The sequence below is a fragment of the Arthrobacter cheniae genome (assembly GCF_003602275.1).
Taxonomy (GTDB): domain Bacteria; phylum Actinomycetota; class Actinomycetes; order Actinomycetales; family Micrococcaceae; genus Arthrobacter_D; species Arthrobacter_D cheniae.
The window spans coordinates 35825-51569 of sequence record NZ_QZVT01000009.1 but is presented as its reverse complement, the minus strand read 5'-3'; the positions used below and the strand labels follow the sequence as shown (position 1 = coordinate 51569).

At 68.2% G+C, this 15745-nt stretch carries 14 protein-coding genes and 1 riboswitch; of the genes, 7 read left to right on the top strand and 7 right to left on the bottom strand.

The features are described from left to right. Nucleotides 1-104: 104 nt before the first annotated feature. From D6T63_RS15205 to D6T63_RS15195, 3 genes are all read right to left on the bottom strand, one after another. Nucleotides 105-962 (bottom strand): NlpC/P60 family protein, encoded by an 858-nt coding sequence (locus D6T63_RS15205; protein ID WP_120149907.1) that lies wholly within the window; start codon nt 960-962, stop codon nt 105-107. A 71-nt stretch (nt 963-1033) separates the two neighbouring features. After that, the gene (locus tag D6T63_RS15200) at nt 1034-1876 is read right to left on the bottom strand and encodes an NlpC/P60 family protein (protein ID WP_120149906.1); all 843 of its coding nucleotides are present in this window, start codon (nt 1874-1876) and stop codon (nt 1034-1036) included. 5 nt (nt 1877-1881) lie between these two features. After that, nucleotides 1882-2050, bottom strand: a riboswitch (cyclic di-AMP (ydaO/yuaA leader). A 214-nt stretch (nt 2051-2264) separates the two neighbouring features. Further along, nucleotides 2265-2960 (bottom strand): metal-dependent transcriptional regulator, encoded by a 696-nt coding sequence (locus tag D6T63_RS15195; protein WP_120149905.1) that lies wholly within the window; start codon nt 2958-2960, stop codon nt 2265-2267. Nucleotides 2961-3209: 249 nt separating this feature from the next. Between D6T63_RS15195 and serC the strand changes: the two genes are divergently transcribed. Beyond that, nucleotides 3210-4334, top strand: coding sequence for a phosphoserine transaminase (gene serC / locus D6T63_RS15190; protein WP_120149904.1), 1125 nt, complete (start codon nt 3210-3212; stop codon nt 4332-4334). Between the two features lie 25 nt (nt 4335-4359). Here the strand turns inward: serC and D6T63_RS15185 are convergent, their stop codons facing one another. Genes D6T63_RS15185 through D6T63_RS15175 form a run of 3 tightly spaced genes read right to left on the bottom strand, consistent with a single transcriptional unit; the run spans nt 4360 to nt 6688 of the window. After that, nucleotides 4360-5637: an MFS transporter gene (locus tag D6T63_RS15185; RefSeq protein WP_182977041.1), complete on the bottom strand. Its 1278-nt coding sequence runs from the start codon at nt 5635-5637 to the stop codon at nt 4360-4362. Between the two features lie 34 nt (nt 5638-5671). After that, nucleotides 5672-6295: a DUF3027 domain-containing protein gene (locus tag D6T63_RS15180; protein WP_120149902.1), complete on the bottom strand. Its 624-nt coding sequence runs from the start codon at nt 6293-6295 to the stop codon at nt 5672-5674. Nucleotides 6296-6304: 9 nt separating this feature from the next. Beyond that, complete coding sequence (locus D6T63_RS15175; RefSeq protein ID WP_120149901.1) at nt 6305-6688, bottom strand: cold-shock protein; 384 nt, start codon at nt 6686-6688, stop codon at nt 6305-6307. A 172-nt stretch (nt 6689-6860) separates the two neighbouring features. Between D6T63_RS15175 and D6T63_RS19835 the strand changes: the two genes are divergently transcribed. From D6T63_RS19835 to D6T63_RS15145, 6 genes are all read left to right on the top strand, one after another. After that, on the top strand, nt 6861-7148 hold the full coding sequence (locus tag D6T63_RS19835) for a hypothetical protein (protein WP_235830784.1): 288 nt from the start codon (nt 6861-6863) through the stop codon (nt 7146-7148). A gap of 89 nt (nt 7149-7237) precedes the next feature. Beyond that, on the top strand, nt 7238-9640 hold the full coding sequence (locus tag D6T63_RS15165; protein WP_120149900.1) for a helicase-associated domain-containing protein: 2403 nt from the start codon (nt 7238-7240) through the stop codon (nt 9638-9640). Continuing rightward, a complete protein-coding gene (locus D6T63_RS15160; RefSeq protein WP_120149899.1) occupies nt 9633-11288 on the top strand; it encodes a DNA repair helicase XPB in 1656 nt (551 codons plus the stop codon). Before D6T63_RS15165 ends, D6T63_RS15160 begins: the two co-directional genes overlap by 8 nt. A 59-nt stretch (nt 11289-11347) precedes the next feature. Continuing rightward, nucleotides 11348-12058, top strand: a complete 711-nt coding sequence (locus tag D6T63_RS15155) for a response regulator transcription factor (protein ID WP_120149898.1) — start codon at nt 11348-11350, stop codon at nt 12056-12058. Between the two features lie 10 nt (nt 12059-12068). After that, nucleotides 12069-13655 carry a sensor histidine kinase gene (locus tag D6T63_RS15150; RefSeq protein ID WP_235830783.1) on the top strand — a complete coding sequence of 529 codons (1587 nt, stop codon included), beginning with the start codon at nt 12069-12071 and terminating at the stop codon, nt 13653-13655. Nucleotides 13656-13718: 63 nt separating this feature from the next. Next, the gene (locus D6T63_RS15145; RefSeq protein ID WP_120149897.1) at nt 13719-14009 is read left to right on the top strand and encodes a WXG100 family type VII secretion target; all 291 of its coding nucleotides are present in this window, start codon (nt 13719-13721) and stop codon (nt 14007-14009) included. Between the two features lie 84 nt (nt 14010-14093). Here D6T63_RS15145 and groL read toward each other — a convergent pair whose 3' ends face one another. Next, nucleotides 14094-15728 carry a chaperonin GroEL gene (gene groL / locus D6T63_RS15140; RefSeq protein ID WP_120149896.1) on the bottom strand — a complete coding sequence of 545 codons (1635 nt, stop codon included), beginning with the start codon at nt 15726-15728 and terminating at the stop codon, nt 14094-14096. Nucleotides 15729-15745: the final 17 nt, after the last annotated feature.

The window sequence follows — 15745 nt, the reverse complement described above, 5'->3', positions numbered from 1 at the left end:
CTATCGACCGGTTGACGTGCCGCGAGAGGTTGCTTCTGCTACCCCTTAACGGAAGAAGGACCGGCGCAGGGCGGCGGTCCTTCTTCCGATACGGTGTGTCCTGATCAGCCGCCGACGCGGATGTAGACGCCGCCCGAGCCGAGCTCGGCCGGTGCGATCGCCGTCGTATTGCCGTTGAACCCACCGTGAACGGCCTGGCCACCACCGATGTAGACCGCGATGTGGGCCACGCCCGCCCCGCCGTCCGCGTAGTAGATGAGGTCGCCCGGGACGGCTTCCCCGGCGCTGACGGTGCGGCCGAGGGACAGGTAACCTGCCGGCCAGCCGTGGAAGTTGATGCCTGCTGCGGCAAGGGAGTTGCTGACCAGCCGCGTGCAGTCCTGCATAACCCCGAGCTGGCCCTTGGCTGCTGCGGCAATCTTGGCGGCCACTCCGGAGGAGGCGACCGGTGCGGGCGCCGGGGCAGGTGCCGCAGCCGGTGCGGGCGCAGGAGCCGCGACAGTGACGGGAGCCGCAACAGCGGCCGGCGCGGCGGGTTGGGCTGCAACCACGACCGGAGCCGCGGCAACAGCGACCGGAGCCGCTTCGACGACGGGTGCCGGTGCTGCCGGCGCCTCGACCACAGGGGCCTCGACCACAGGGGCCTTCTCGACGACGACCGGCTTGGCGTTGACCTTGACCGGCGTCTTGTTGAAGGAGAGCACCGTCGAGCTGGAGGCGACGACGGCCGGGCGGGCCGTTGTCACGGAAACGTTCGAGGTGGCGACCTCGCGCTGCGGGTGGAGATCCGCCGCATTGGCTGCGACGCCGCTGGTCAGGACGAGACCGGAGGCCGCGGCGATGACGGCGGCCTGGCGGCCCATCCCGCCTGCGTTGGTGGTGACTGCTTTGGCGAGGGCCGAGAAGCTGGCAGTGGTCTGCGCTTCTCCTCGGTGGCGGGCGATCGTGGCGCGTGAGGACATGAAGGAGTTCTCCGTGTGTGGGGTTCTAGCGGACGCGGACGAAGCTGGCGCCGGAAAGGGTGTGTGGGGTTCTAGCGGACGCGGACGAAGCTGGCGCCGGAAAGGTCTGACAGGCTGTGGAGGCCGGTGTTCATGCCGTTGAGGCCACCGCTGATGACCTGGCCGTTGCCGACGTAGATCGCGACGTGGCCGCCGGTGATGACGAGGTCGCCCGCTGCGGGCGTTCCGACGACATCGCCGAACTGGAAGAACTGGCCGGGAGCGAGATCGCCCACGGACTTGCCGACGGAGCGCAGAGCGGTCTCGACCATCGCGGTGCAGTCCTGGGCGACGCCGATCTGGGCGTAGGCAGAGGCAACCAGACCGGCACCGACACCCGACGACTGGACGGGAGCCGGCTGCTCGACAGGAGCGGCAGGGACTGCGGCAACCGGTGCTGCAGCGGGCGCAACAGGCACTGCGGCGGGAACCACGGTGACGGGAGCGGCGGCCGGAGTAGCGGCCACGACGGGAGCCGCAACGACGGGAGCGGCTTCGACGGGAGCAGCGGCTACGACGGCGACAGGCTCGGGAGCCTCGACCACAGGAGCGGGAGCTTCCTCGACGACCACGGGAGCAGGAGTGACCTCGACGGCCACGCGCTCGAAGGAGACCTTCGCGCTGGCGGGAACCGTGATCTCCGCGGCTACGACGCGGTCGACGGTCAGTGCCGCAGAGGACTGCACCTCACGCTCGGGGGCGGTGACGCCGTGGGCAGGAAGGCCCGCGGTGAGGACGAGCCCGGAAGCGGCGACGATCACGGCTGCCTGGCGGCCGACCGATCCTGCATTCGACGTGACTGCGATGGACAGGGTGGTCAGCGGACTGACGGTCTTGGGCGCGCGATGGCGGCCCAGCGAAGAGCTGGTGGACACGTTGGATTGCCTCTCCCAACGCCTGCGAGGTGAGCTGTCGGATTCGGATGGGAGTCACCCGGCCGCTGGTTGAACAGCGACTTAACCCCAAGGATCTCTTGTCAGAGATCCACAAATTGGTTCCCCCGCCTCTGCCATGCGATGGTGCGAACGGACCTCCGGCAATGGCAGAGCTAGGCGATTTGCAGGAGGGTGCCGGATCTAGAGCGAATTTGGCACGAGATGTAGGCTACCTGAGAAACCGTCATATGTCACGTTCCGATCACGGAACGATATGTTTCTGGTGACGGTGGCTAGGTAAGGTATAGGTCAGCAGGCTGGAAATGGCTGGTGCGACCCTGCGGGATCGTCACGTAACACTGTCTGCGGCGTGACGGTCGTGGCGCCGTCAGGCGACGGAGACGAAGACATGCGATGCGACCTCGGGCGGCAGCTCGAGGGCCCCCTCGACGCCTGGGACACGCACGGACACGTAGCCGCCTACGGATTCCAGGGCCAGCTGGGCACCCGGGCGCAATCCGCCCTCGTCGAGCTGCGTCAGGAGCTCCGGATCCACCTGGATCGGCTCGGCCAACCGAAGCAGCGTGACCTGATTCTCGGGTGAGTATGTGTCCATGGCGGACAGCAGGGTCACCACACCATCGGTGAACAGCTTCGACTGGACGCCGCCGATCGCCTCGAGTCCGGGGATGGGATTGCCGTAGGGCGATTCGGACGGCTTCCCGAGGAGTTCATAGAGGCGGCGCTCCACGCGCTCGCTCATCACGTGCTCCCAACGACAGGCCTCGTCGTGCACGTAGGCCCAGTCGAGGCCGATGACATCGCTCAGCAGTCGCTCCGCGAGGCGGTGCTTCCGCATGACGCCGGTGGCGCGGCGCCGGCCCAGTTCCGTCAGCTCCAGGTGCCGGTCACCGGAGACGACGACGAGGCCGTCGCGTTCCATGCGCCCGATGGTCTGGGAGACGGTGGGGCCGGAGTGGCGCAGACGCTCGGCGATGCGCGCCCGGAGAGCCACGATGTTCTCCTCCTCGAGCTCAAGGATGGTCCGCAGGTACATCTCGGTCGTATCGATGAGGTCCGTCATCCGGGTCAGCTCCTTGGTGCGGTGCGGGTGCGCGGCTGGACTGCCTCACGCCGGTGGGTGCCACGGCCGACACAGCCGGTTCCGCCCCACGCCTCCCAAGGTTAACCCATGCGGCAACAGGCCCGGCAATCAACCTGGGCGCGACGACGGCTGTCAGGGAACGCCGATCGGGGCCGTTCACAAATGGAGGCCCCCGGGCCTCTGGGGCACAATGATGGCGATACCCGCCGCCGAACAGCTGGAGCACCCATGAGCGAGACCCCCCGTGTCCCCCACCACCTCCTGCCCGCGGACGGCCGCTTCGGCGCCGGTCCGTCCAAGGTACGCAGTGGCCAGATCGATGCGCTCGTGTCCGCCGGCCAGTCGTTGCTGGGAACGTCCCACCGTCAGGCGCCGGTCCGCTCCCTGGTAGGCCGCGTCCGGGAGGGCCTGTCGTCGTTCTTCGGCGCACCGGAGGGCTACGAGGTCGTTCTCGGTGTCGGCGGTTCGACGGCGTTCTGGGACGTCGCGACCTTCGGACTGGTGGACAGGAAGGCGCAGCACCTCTCGTTCGGGGAGTTCGGCTCCAAGTTCGCGTCCGCGACCACCAAGGCCCCCTTCCTCGAAGCGTCGAGCGTCATCACCTCCGAGCCCGGCACGCGCCCGGACCCGGTCGCGGAAGCGGGGATCGACACCTACGCCTGGCCCCAGAACGAGACGTCCACCGGCGTCGCCGCTCCGGTTCGGCGGGTCGACGGTGCCGATGAAGGAGCACTGGTCATCGTCGATGCGACGTCCGCCGCCGGTGGCCTGGACGTCGATGTGTCCCAGGCGGACGTCTACTACTTCGCCCCGCAAAAGAATTTCGCTTCCGACGGCGGCCTGTGGCTGGGGCTCTTCTCCCCCGCTGCGATCGAGCGTGCTGCCCGGATCGCGACCGGAGGCCGGTGGATCCCGGATTTCCTGAACCTGCAGACGGCCATCGATAATTCGCGGCTCAACCAGACCTACAACACGCCGTCGCTGTCCACGCTGGTGACCCTCGATGCGCAGGTCGAGTGGCTCAACGCCCAGGGCGGCCTGCCCTTCGCTGCAGCCCGTACCGCCGATTCGGCCGGACGTCTCTACGGCTGGGCCGAGGCATCCCCCGTCGCGAGCCCTTATGTGGTGCGTACGGAGGACCGCTCGAACGTGATCGTCACGGTGGACTTCGACGACTCCGTGGACGCCGCGCGCATCGCCGCGATCCTCCGGGCCAACGGGATCGTCGACGTCGAGCCCTACCGGAAACTCGGCCGCAACCAGCTGCGCGTCGCCACCTTCGTGGCGATCGACCCCGAAGACGTGTCGGCGCTCATTGCCTGCATCGACTACGTGGTCGAGAACCTGCTCTAGGACTCCCAATGGGGGGCGCGAAGTACTACGGCGATGTGTCCGCCGCTCCCGGTTCGTGATCCAGCCGGAGGCGGCGGGGCGCGGAGCGGTCGTAGCGGAGCCGGACCTCGTGGTACTTCCAGGCCCAGAAGATGCCGACTGCTGCGGCGACAAGGCCCGACGCCGCAGCGACACCGAGGCTCCATCGGGGACCGAACGTGTCGGACACCCAGCCGACCACGGGCGCTCCGAGCGGAGTGCCGCCGAGGAAGATGGCGAAGTAGAGCGCCATGACCCGGCCGCGCATGACGGGGTCCGTCGTCGTCTGGACGTAGGCGTTGGCACTGGTCATCAGTGTCAGCGCGCACAGTCCGACGGGCACCAGTGCCAGCCCGAACAGCCACAGGTTGGGCGCCAGGGCGGCCAGCAGGCAGGCGACCCCGAACGCCGCGGACGCCCCGAAGATGAAGCGCAGCCGCGGCCTCTCCCGTCGGGCGGACAGGAGTGCGCCCGCGAGGGAGCCGACCGCCATCACCGACGAGAGGATCCCGAAGACCCGGGCATCCTGGCCGAACTCGGTACGGGCCATGGACGCGATGAACACGGCGAAGTTCAGTCCGAACGTCCCGACGATGAAGATCGCGAGCAGGACGATCATCAGGTCGGGCCGGTGGCGGACATAGCTGAATCCCGCGCGGATGCGCCCCTTGCCCGGCGCCTGCCGCGGCTGCCTGTTGAGTTCCGACGTGCGGAGCGCCAGCAGCACGTACACCATCGCGCCGAACGTCAGCGCGTTGATCATGAACACCCAGCCCGGACCGACCGCCGCAGTGAGGAGCCCGGCGACAGCGGGACCGATCAGCCGGGCGCCGTTGAAGGAGGCGCTGTTGAGGGCGACGGCATTGGGAAGGTTCTCATCGCGCACCAGCTCCGAGACGAAGGCCTGGCGGGCCGGGGAATCGAAGGCGGAGACCACGCCGAGGGCCAGGGCGAAGGCGTAGACATGCCAGAGGACCGCGACGTCGAGGAGCACCATCAGCCCGAGCCCCGCGCCGAGGAGCGCCATGGCGATCTGCGTCATGGCGAGGAGCTTGCGCCGGTCCACTGTGTCGGCGATGAGCCCTGCCCACGGAGAGATCACGAGCTGTGGGCCGAGTTGGAGTGCCATCACGATGCCGAGGGCGGACGCGTTCTGTGGCGTCAGGATGTCGTACACCAACCAGTCCTGGGCGGTCCGCTGCATCCAGGTGCCGATATTGGATATCGAGGCTCCGATGAACCAGAGCCTGTAGTTGTGGATGCCGAGCGATCGGAAGGTACTCAAGCTCCTCCGTCCTCGTTGCGGCGCCACGGATGCGTCACTCGGCGTCGGGTTGGTCCGGAGCGTTGTCCGCCGACTCGCCCAGGACCACCGCGTCGGTGTAGGCACCGTCACTGTCTGCACCCTCGGTGACTGCACCCTCGGTGTCGGTACTATCCAGGGCCTCGACCGGTGCCGGGCCGCCATCCTGCGATCCGCCGACCTGCGGCACGCCGTCGTCGGACTCGGAATCCTCAGGACGCACGCGCTGGGACCACGGCAGCCATTCGGGGGCCACCAGGGAAGCCGCGGACGGAAGCAGGCCGACCTCGCAGACAGTCACGTCCTTGCTCCGCGCCACGCGGGCCACACTCGCATACCACTGCCAGCCTCCGTAGCCGGGCAGGAAAGCCTCGAACCGGTGCGTGACGAGGCGTTCGCCCTCGATCACGGCGGACACGTGGCGGCCGATCTGGGACTCGGGTGCGACCTCGAGGACAGCGCTGCGGGCGCGCTCGACGGCGGCTTCGAGCACGGCATCCGACTTGGGGATACGGCGGGAGGCGCGGGGCTTCCTCGGCGCCTCGGTCGTCGTCGGCGCGACGGCGTCCCCCTCGGCGGGCGTCGCAGCGTCGTCGGTCGGGACGGCGCCGGCGGCGGTCCCCAGGTTGGTCGAGGTCATGATGGAAGCCTACGCGTCGAGGTCGTCTGCAACCGCGCGCAGGACCGCCGCCACTTTCGTCCCGTGCCCCTTCTCCGGGTAGCGTCCCTTGCGGAGGTCGTTGGACACGGCGTCGAGCAGCTTGATGAGGTCCTCGGTGATGACGGCCATGTCGTCCGCACTCTTGCGCGTGGCCTTGACCACGGACGGCGCCTGCTCGAGGATGCGTGCGGACAGGGCCTGAGGCCCACGCCGACCGTCAGCGACACCGAACTCGAGCTTGGTGCCGACTTTCACCTCGCTGACACCTGTGGGCAGCGCCGAGGAATGGAGGAACACTTCCTTGCCGTCGTCCGTGGCCACGAAACCGAAGCCCTTGTCCACGTCGAACCACTTGACCTTGCCGATGGGCACGTCGTCTACCTCTTCTTAGCTGACCGGGCGGCGTTCGCCTGCGGTGGTGGTCCCGGGTCCGTGGCATCGCCTGGTGTCGAGGCGGACCACCTCCGCCGGGGAAGTCTGTACCGCCTAGGATATAGCTTTCCCGGCGGCTCCCGGGTCGTGGTTCTTGTAGTCTTGGACGGCTATGCTCCCAGACGAATCGGCCCCAGACTCCCCCGCCCGCGACCCCCGGGATCCGCTGGCGCCTGACCTGACCGAGCCCGCCGGCCGCGGTCGGCTCGTCCTCACGGTGCTCGCCGTCGTCTTCGCAGCCATCGGGCTGGTGTCACTCGCCGCCATCCTCGCGACGGCGTTCCTCCAGGGGACGGTATGGCCCGGATTCGTGCTTGCGTCCTACTTCTGCCTCCCCATCGCGTTCCTGCTCATGGCCGCCCTGGTCGTCTGGTCGGTCCTCGCCCGGCGCAGGTCCTGAAGCCCCCGGCCTTTCCACCGATCATCGCCCGGCCACGTCGGCGATCTGCAGCTGCCGATCTGTCAGAGGTGACAGGTAGCCTTGATGTGATGTCCGCAATCCGAGCACTGGCCGAGCAGTTGGCCCACCGGAGCGATGACGACCTGCGCCGCCTCCTCGCCGTCCGGCCCGATCTCATCCTTCCCGCGGTGCCCGACTTCGCCGCGCTCGCCGCCAGGGCCTCTACCCGCGTCAGCCTTCAACGTGCGCTGGACACCGTCAGCCGACCTCAGCTCCAGGTCCTCGAAGCAGTCACGGTGCTCAGCGAGGACGACGGCGGCCCCGTGGCACGTGCGCGTCTGGTCACCGCCCTCACGGACGCTGATCCGCAGACCATCGACCAGATCCTCGCCGGCCTGGTGGAACGGGCGCTCGTCGCAGGTACCCCGACGTCGGGCTTCCTCCCCGTCGGTGCGCTGGCGGACGCACTCGGCCCGTATCCGGCCGGCCTCGGCCGGCCGTTCCGCACCCTCGCGCGGTCCATCCCCCGGTTCGGGCCGGCGCTCATCGGCGCAGTCGGGCTGGTCGCGCCCGAGGCGGACACCAATGACATGACCTCCGCTTCCGCTGCGCATGTCGTCGACGTCGTGACGGCTGATCCCACCCGGTGGGACAGCCTCATGGCGGGCGCCCCCGACGGCGCGGCCGCACTCCTCGCCCGGCTGCGGGACGCACCGGTCGGCTCGACGGCGACAGCGGGTGACGGCGGTGTCGCACCGGCAGTGCAATGGCTCCTGGACCGCTGCCTCCTGGCGCCCCTGGACGCCCTGCACGTCGAGCTCCCCCGCGGCGTCGGTATTGCACTGCGGGGCCATGCCGTGTTCACTTCCCTGGACGTCGCGCCGCCCGTCACGGTCGAGCGCACCACGCGGACGAGCCTGCGGGACAACGCCGCCTTCGGTGCGATCGCAGAGACCCTCCGGCTGATGACCGCACTCCTCGGCTCCGCCGCCGCCACGCCGGTGGCCACGCTTCGCTCCGGCGGTGTCGGCGTCCGCGAGTTGCGGCGCGTCCGTGATGTCCTCCGGACCACCGAAGGTGAAGCCGCGTGGTTGCTGGAACTCGGGGCCGCCGTCGGGCTGCTGACCCTCGACCCCGACGATTCTCGCTGGAAGACGTCGCGGCTCGACGCCTGGGAATCGCTCGATCGTGATGCGCAGTGGCTGCTCCTCGTGGAGGGGTGGCTGGCCGTGGATCGCGCGCCGGCCCTCGTCGGGTCGAAGCTGCCCGACGGCACGGCGATCAACGCCCTTGCCGCCGAGGCATCCCGTCCCGATGCTCCGATGGTGCGCCAGCGCCTGCTCACCGTGGCGATGGAACTGGCCGGTCTCCACGGGAAGGACGGTGCCGGCTCCGCCGACGCCCTGCCGGTCCTCACCGACCGGTCCGTCGTCAGCCTCGCTTCCTGGCACCAGCCCCGTCTCCAGCGACGCTTCGCCCGCCTGCTGCCCGGCATGCTGACGGAGGCGGCCTCCCTCGGGCTGACGGGCGGCGGAGCGGTCACGGATGCGGGCCGCCTCGTCGCGGCAGGGCTCTTCGAAGAAGCCGCGCTCGGCATCCGCGAAGCGCTTCCTGCGCCGGTCTCCCACGTCGTCCTGCAGGCCGACCTCACCGCCGTAGCGCCGGGGTACCTGCAGCCCGAGGTGGCCCGGGGGCTCCTCCGCATGTCCCTGCCCGAGGGCCAGGGGCCGGCCACCACGTACCGTTTCTCCGCCGATTCGATCCGCTCGGCGCTCGACGCCGGCGAGGACGCGCCGTCGATCCTTGCGTTCCTGTGCACCCATTCCGCCACGGAGATCCCGCAGGCCCTAACCTATCTGGTCGAGGACACCGCCTCGCGGTACGGCAGCCTGCGCATCGGCCGGGCGGGCAGCTACCTGCGCACGGAGGACGACGCCGTCGCCGCCACTGTCCTGGCGGATCCGCGAGCAGCCGTCCTCGGCGTCGTCCAGGTCGCCCCGACCGTCCTCGTCTCTCCTGCCTCGCCGCAGGAATTGACAGCACTCCTGCGTGATCTCGGGTTCTCACCGGCGTCGGACGCCGTTGCCGTGGCGCGGTCCGCCGACTCGGGGCAGCCCATCCCACCCGTCCGGATCACGCCGGAACAACTCAGGTCACGGCTCAACCCGTGGTCGGTGGCCGAAGAGGAGATCAGCGCGCAGCTGGTCGCCCTTCGGACATCAGGCCAGGGGTCCGCCGATCACGGGATCGGGTCCGACAGCGAGACGCTGCTCGGGCTCGAGGCACTGCGGGCCGCCATCCGGTCACGCAGCCGCATCCGCCTCGGCACCGCGGACAGCGAGGGGAATCACGTCCGGCAGGTCCTTGTTCCACTCTCGGTGTCGGGAGGCCGCCTGCGGGTTTTCGATCCCGAGAAGCAGGTGGAGAAAGTCGTGTCCGTGCACCGCGTCATGGACGTGGAAATACTCGAAGGGAGCCCCGCAGATGGTTGACGGGCCACTGATCGTCCAGAGCGACAAGACCATCCTGCTCGAGGTGGACCACGAGCAGGCCACCGAGGCACGCCATGCGATAGCGGCTTTCGCGGAGCTCGAGCGCGCCCCCGAGCACGTGCACAGCTACCGCCTCACGCCGCTGGGGCTCTGGAACGCCCGCGCCGCCGGCCTCGATGCCGAGCGCGTCCTCGACACCCTCCTGAAGTACTCGCGGTTCCCGGTGCCACACGCCCTCCTGATCGATATCGAGGACACCATGTCCCGGTACGGGCGGCTCCGTCTCGAGAAGGATCCGCAGCACGGCCTGGTGCTGCGGACCACCGACTATCCGGTACTCGAGGAAGTCCTGCACGCCAAGAAGATTCAGCCGCTGCTCGGTCCGAGGATCGATGGCGAGACCGTCGTCGTCCACTCCTCCCAGCGCGGACAGCTGAAGCAGTTGCTACTCAAGCTGGGGTGGCCCGCCGAGGACTTCGCCGGTTATGTGGACGGCACGCCGCACCCGATCGTCCTCGACGAGGCCGGCTGGACCCTGCGTCCCTACCAGAAGCTGGCGGTCGAGAATTTCTGGGCGGGTGGTTCGGGCGTCGTGGTCCTGCCCTGCGGTGCGGGCAAGACCCTGGTCGGAGCCGCCGCGATGGCCACCAGCCAGACCACCACGCTGATCCTCGTGACCAACACGGTGTCCGCGCGACAGTGGAAGGACGAACTGCTCAAGCGCACATCCCTGACGGAGGAGGAGATCGGGGAGTACTCCGGTGCCGTGAAGGAGGTGCGGCCCGTGACCATCGCGACCTATCAGGTCCTCACCACCAAGCGCGGCGGACTGTACCCGCACCTGGAGTTGCTCGACGCGAACGACTGGGGGCTGATCGTGTACGACGAGGTGCACCTGCTCCCTGCGCCGATCTTCAAGATGACGGCGGACCTCCAGGCCCGTCGCCGCCTCGGGCTCACGGCGACCCTCGTCCGCGAGGACGGTCGCGAGGGCGAGGTGTTCTCGCTCATCGGACCCAAGCGCTATGACGCGCCGTGGAAGGACATCGAGGCGCAGGGCTACATCGCGCCCGCCGACTGCGTCGAGGTCCGGGTGGACCTGCCGCGCGACGAGCGGGTCGCCTATGCGATGGCGGACGACGGCGACAAGTACCGGCTGTGCGCGACGTCGGACACGAAGTCGGACGTGGTCGAGAAGCTGGTCGCCGCGCACAAGGACGAACAGCTGCTCGTGATCGGGCAGTACATCGACCAGCTCGATGACCTTGCGGCCAGGCTCGACGCCCCTGTCATCAAGGGTGAGACCTCCGTCAAGGAGCGGCAGCGGCTGTTCAGCGCCTTCCGGGCGGGCGACATCCATGTGCTCGTCGTGTCCAAGGTCGCGAACTTCTCCATAGACCTGCCGGAGGCGTCCGTGGCGATCCAGGTGTCGGGCTCGTTCGGCTCTCGGCAGGAGGAGGCACAACGGCTCGGACGCCTGCTGCGACCGAAGGCCGACGGCCGAGCTGCCCGTTTCTACACCGTCGTCGCACGGGACACGCTGGATCAGGACTTCGCCGCGAAGCGCCAGCGCTTCCTGGCTGAGCAGGGATACGCCTACCGGATCCTCGACGCCGCTTCCATCGGTGACACCAAGCCCAGCGAATGAGCAGAGACTCTGCAGGCGGTGCCCAGCGAACTACCAGAAAACGTGCGGATACTGGTGGGGTGAAGAAAACAGGTCCCGAAGCCAAGCTGCTGGTCGTCGACGACGAACCGAATATCCGTGAACTCCTCTCGACCTCGCTGCGCTTCGCCGGCTTCGAGGTCGTTGCGGCCGCCAACGGGCGCGACGCCCTCGCCGCCGCGGAACTGCACAACCCGGACCTCGCGGTCCTCGACGTCATGCTTCCGGACATGGACGGGTTCACGGTCACCCGGCGCCTGCGTGCTGCCGGCCGCCACTTCCCCGTCGTCTTCCTGACGGCTCGTGACGACACGGATGACAAGGTCATGGGTCTCACCGTCGGCGGTGACGACTACGTCACCAAGCCGTTCAGCCTCGACGAGGTCGTTGCCCGCATCCGCGCTGTCCTCCGCCGCACGCACCCCCTCGAGGACGACGACGCCGTCATCCGCGTCGACGACCTCGAACTGGACGACGACGCCCACGAGGTCCGGCGCGCCGGCGACGTCATCGACCTCTCCCCCACCGAGTTCAAGCTGCTGCGCTACCTCATGATGAATCCGAACCGGGTCCTGTCCAAGGCCCAGATCCTCGACCACGTGTGGGAATACGACTTCAACGGCGACGCGTCCATCGTCGAGTCCTACATCTCCTATCTGCGCCGGAAGATCGACAGGGCCACGGACTCGGTCGCGTTGATCCAGACCAAGCGCGGCGTGGGGTACCTCCTACGCACCGCCGACAAGCGGTAGCGGGGGCCCTTTGGTCAAGCGCTGGAACGCGGCGTCGCTCCGCTCGCAGCTCGTCGCGATCATCATGCTGCTCATGATCGTCACGGTGGGCATCACGGGCCTGGCCACCGTGTCCCTCCTGCGCGAGGGGCTCGTGGACCGCGTCGACGCCGACCTCCTGACCAACGCCGGGAAAGTCGCGGAGGACATCTATGCGGAGGAACCTTCGTCCAACGGCTTCTCGCTCCGTTACTACGCCGCCATCCTCGACCAGAGCGGTGCCATCCAGTCGGCGAACCAGGCCGAGGATGTGACGGACGTCCCCGACTTCTCCGGGATGACGCTCGAGCGTTTCGCCGAGCTGGACGGCGAGGGCGTCGACCTGCCGAGTACGGACAGGGCCAGCGCCGACTGGCGTGTGAGGATCCTGCCCTTCGCCAACGGTCAGGGCTACCTGGCTATCGCCTCAAGGCTCAACACCGTGAACGAGTCCCTTCAGGAAGCGAAGGAGATCATCTTCACGTCGGGTCTCGTGACGACCGCACTCGCCTCGCTGATCGCCTTCGTCACGGTGACACGGCAGTTCGCGCCGCTCGCCAGGGTCGAGCGGACCGCCGCCGCCATCGCAGCGGGAGACCTGTCGCGTCGCGTGACGGTGGAGCGCCCCGCCACCGAGATCGGGCGGTTGTCGCGATCCCTGAACGCCATGCTGTCGCATATCGAGCGGGCCTTTGCTTCGCGCACGGCATCGGAGACGAAGATGCGGCGCTTCGTTGCTGACGCCTCACACGAACTACGCACCCCGCTCGTCACGATCCGTGGGTACTCGGAGCTCTACCGTCACGGAGCGCTGAAGAAGGAGGAGGACGTCGCCGCAGCGATGGGACGGATCGAGAGCGAGGCTATTCGGATGGGCCAGCTCGTCGAGGACCTCCTGACACTGGCAAGGATCGATGAGCAGCGCCCCCTCGAGGTCAAGCCCGTGGACCTCATGGTCCTCGCGCATGATGCCGCCTTCGACGCCCGCGCCACAGCGCCGGAGCGGTCCATCTCGGTCATCGGACTCGACGGCGGCGTACCGAGGTCCGCTCCCACCAGGGGCGACGAGGCACGCCTGCGCCAGGTGGTGGCGAACCTGATGACGAATGCTCTCCGCTATACCCCTGAGGGCTCCCCGATCGAGATCGCCGTGGGCGTGGCGCCCGTGCTTCACGGCCACAGTGATTCCGTCATCGAGATGCGCGATCACGGACCCGGTATCTCCGAGGATGACGCCGCCAAGGTCTTCGAGCGCTTCTACCGGGCGGACTCGTCTCGCTATCGGGAGACCGGCGGCACGGGCCTCGGTCTCGCCATCGTCGCCGCACTCGTCGCGCAGCACGACGGCACGGTGCGGCTGGAGGAGACACCCGGAGGCGGCGCCACCCTCTCGATCAGGCTGCCCCACACGCCGGCGGATTCCTCCGACGATCGGGGAAGCGACCCGGTCGACGGCCCGGAGAGGGACGGGATTACTGAGAACGGTCCGGCGGCACCCAACGACCACGCATCCGGCATCACTCCTCCACAGGCGCCGTCGTGGAAGCCTGTTATCCACAACAACCGCAACGACTCCTGATCGCCCGCTCCCGTGACCTAGCGTCGACAGCGTCAGGGAAGAGCGATCACACGGGAGCACAGCATGGCATTCTTCAACGTAGACACCGATAGCCTGGCCGCCAAGAGCAGCCAGGTCCAGGGCACCATCTCGAGGCTGCAGGCGGAGGTCAACACCATGCAGGCCGGGCTCCGGGAGCTCGAAGGGCTATGGACCGGCCAGGCGGCCACCAACTTCCAGCACCTCATTGTGCAGTGGCGAGCCACGCAGCAGCAGGTCGAGGAATCCCTCACCGGCATCAATGAGGCGCTCAACGTCGCCACCCAGCAGTATGCGGACGCAGAACAGAGCAATGCACGCATGTTCATGAGTTGATCCAGCAAAAAAGGGCGGCACCCCCTGTCGGGAGTGCCGCCCTTTCCTGCTTGCGCGGGTGGCGCGGTCAGCGCCGGGAGGGGGCTAGAAGCCGCCCATCCCGCCCATGCCACCCATGTCGTCGCCGCCGCCGGCAGGTGCTGCCTTCTCCGGCTTGTCGGCCACGACGGCCTCGGTGGTGAGGAAGAGGCCGGCGATCGACGCTGCGTTCTGCAGGGCCGAACGGGTGACCTTTACCGGGTCGTTGACGCCTGCGGCGAGCAGGTCCTCGTACACACCGGTTGCGGCGTTCAGGCCGTGGCCGGCGGGCAGTCCGCGAACCTTGTCGACGACGACGCCGGGCTCGAGGCCCGCGTTGAAGGCGATCTGCTTCAACGGGGCGTCGATGGCGACGCGGACGATGTTCGCGCCGGTTGCCTCGTCACCCGTGAGCTCCAGGTTGGCGAATGCCTTCGCGCCAGCCTGGATGAGGGCAACGCCACCACCGGCGACGATGCCTTCCTCGACGGCCGCCTTCGCATTGCGGACGGCGTCCTCGATGCGGTGCTTGCGCTCCTTGAGCTCGACCTCCGTAGCGGCGCCGGCCTTGATGACTGCAACGCCGCCGGCCAGCTTGGCCAGGCGCTCCTGCAGCTTCTCGCGGTCGTAGTCCGAATCGGAGTTCTCGATCTCGGCACGGATCTGGGCCACGCGACCGGCGATGGCGTCGGCGTCGCCGGCTCCTTCGACGATGGTGGTCTCGTCCTTGGTGACGACGACCTTGCGGGCGGTACCGAGCAGGTCGAGCGTGGCGGTCTCGAGCTTGAGTCCGACCTCCTCCGCGATGACCTGACCACCGGTGAGGATGGCGATGTCGGCGAGCTGCGCCTTGCGGCGGTCACCGAAGCCCGGAGCCTTGACGGCGACGGACTTGAACGTGCCGCGGATCTTGTTGACCACGAGGGTCGCGAGTGCTTCGCCTTCGACGTCCTCGGCGATGATCAGCAGCGGCTTGCCGGACTGCATGACCTTCTCGAGGACAGCAACCAGGTCCTTCACATTGCTGATCTTCGAGTTGACGATCAGGATGTACGGATCCTCGAGGACAGTCTCCTGGCGCTCGGCATCCGTGACGAAGTAGCCCGAGATGTAGCCCTTGTCGAAGCGCATGCCCTCGGTGAGTTCGAGCTCGAGGCCGAAGGTGTTCGACTCCTCGACGGTGATGACGCCTTCCTTGCCCACCTTGTCGAGCGCTTCGGCGATCAGGTCACCGATCTGCGTATCGCCGGCGGAGATGGAAGCCGTGGCGGCGATCTGCTCCTTGGTCTCGATTTCCTTGGCCGAGGCGAGGAGTTCGTCGATGACGGCCTTGACGGCCTTCTCGATGCCGCGCTTGAGGCTCAGGGGGTCCGCTCCGGCCGCGACGTTGCGCAGGCCTTCCTTGACGAGGGCCTGGGCGAGCACGGTGGCGGTGGTGGTTCCGTCGCCTGCGACGTCGTCCGTCTTCTTGGCGACTTCCTTGACGAGTTCGGCGCCGATCCTCTCGAACGGATCGTCGAGCTCGATCTCCTTGGCGATGGACACGCCGTCGTTCGTGATGGTGGGCGCGCCCCACTTCTTCTCGAGCACGACGTTGCGGCCACGGGGGCCGAGCGTTACCTTGACGGCATCAGCGAGGATATTGAGGCCTCGCTCGAGGCCACGACGGGCCTCTTCATCAAAAGAAATGATCTTGGCCATAACGGCGTAGGTCCTTT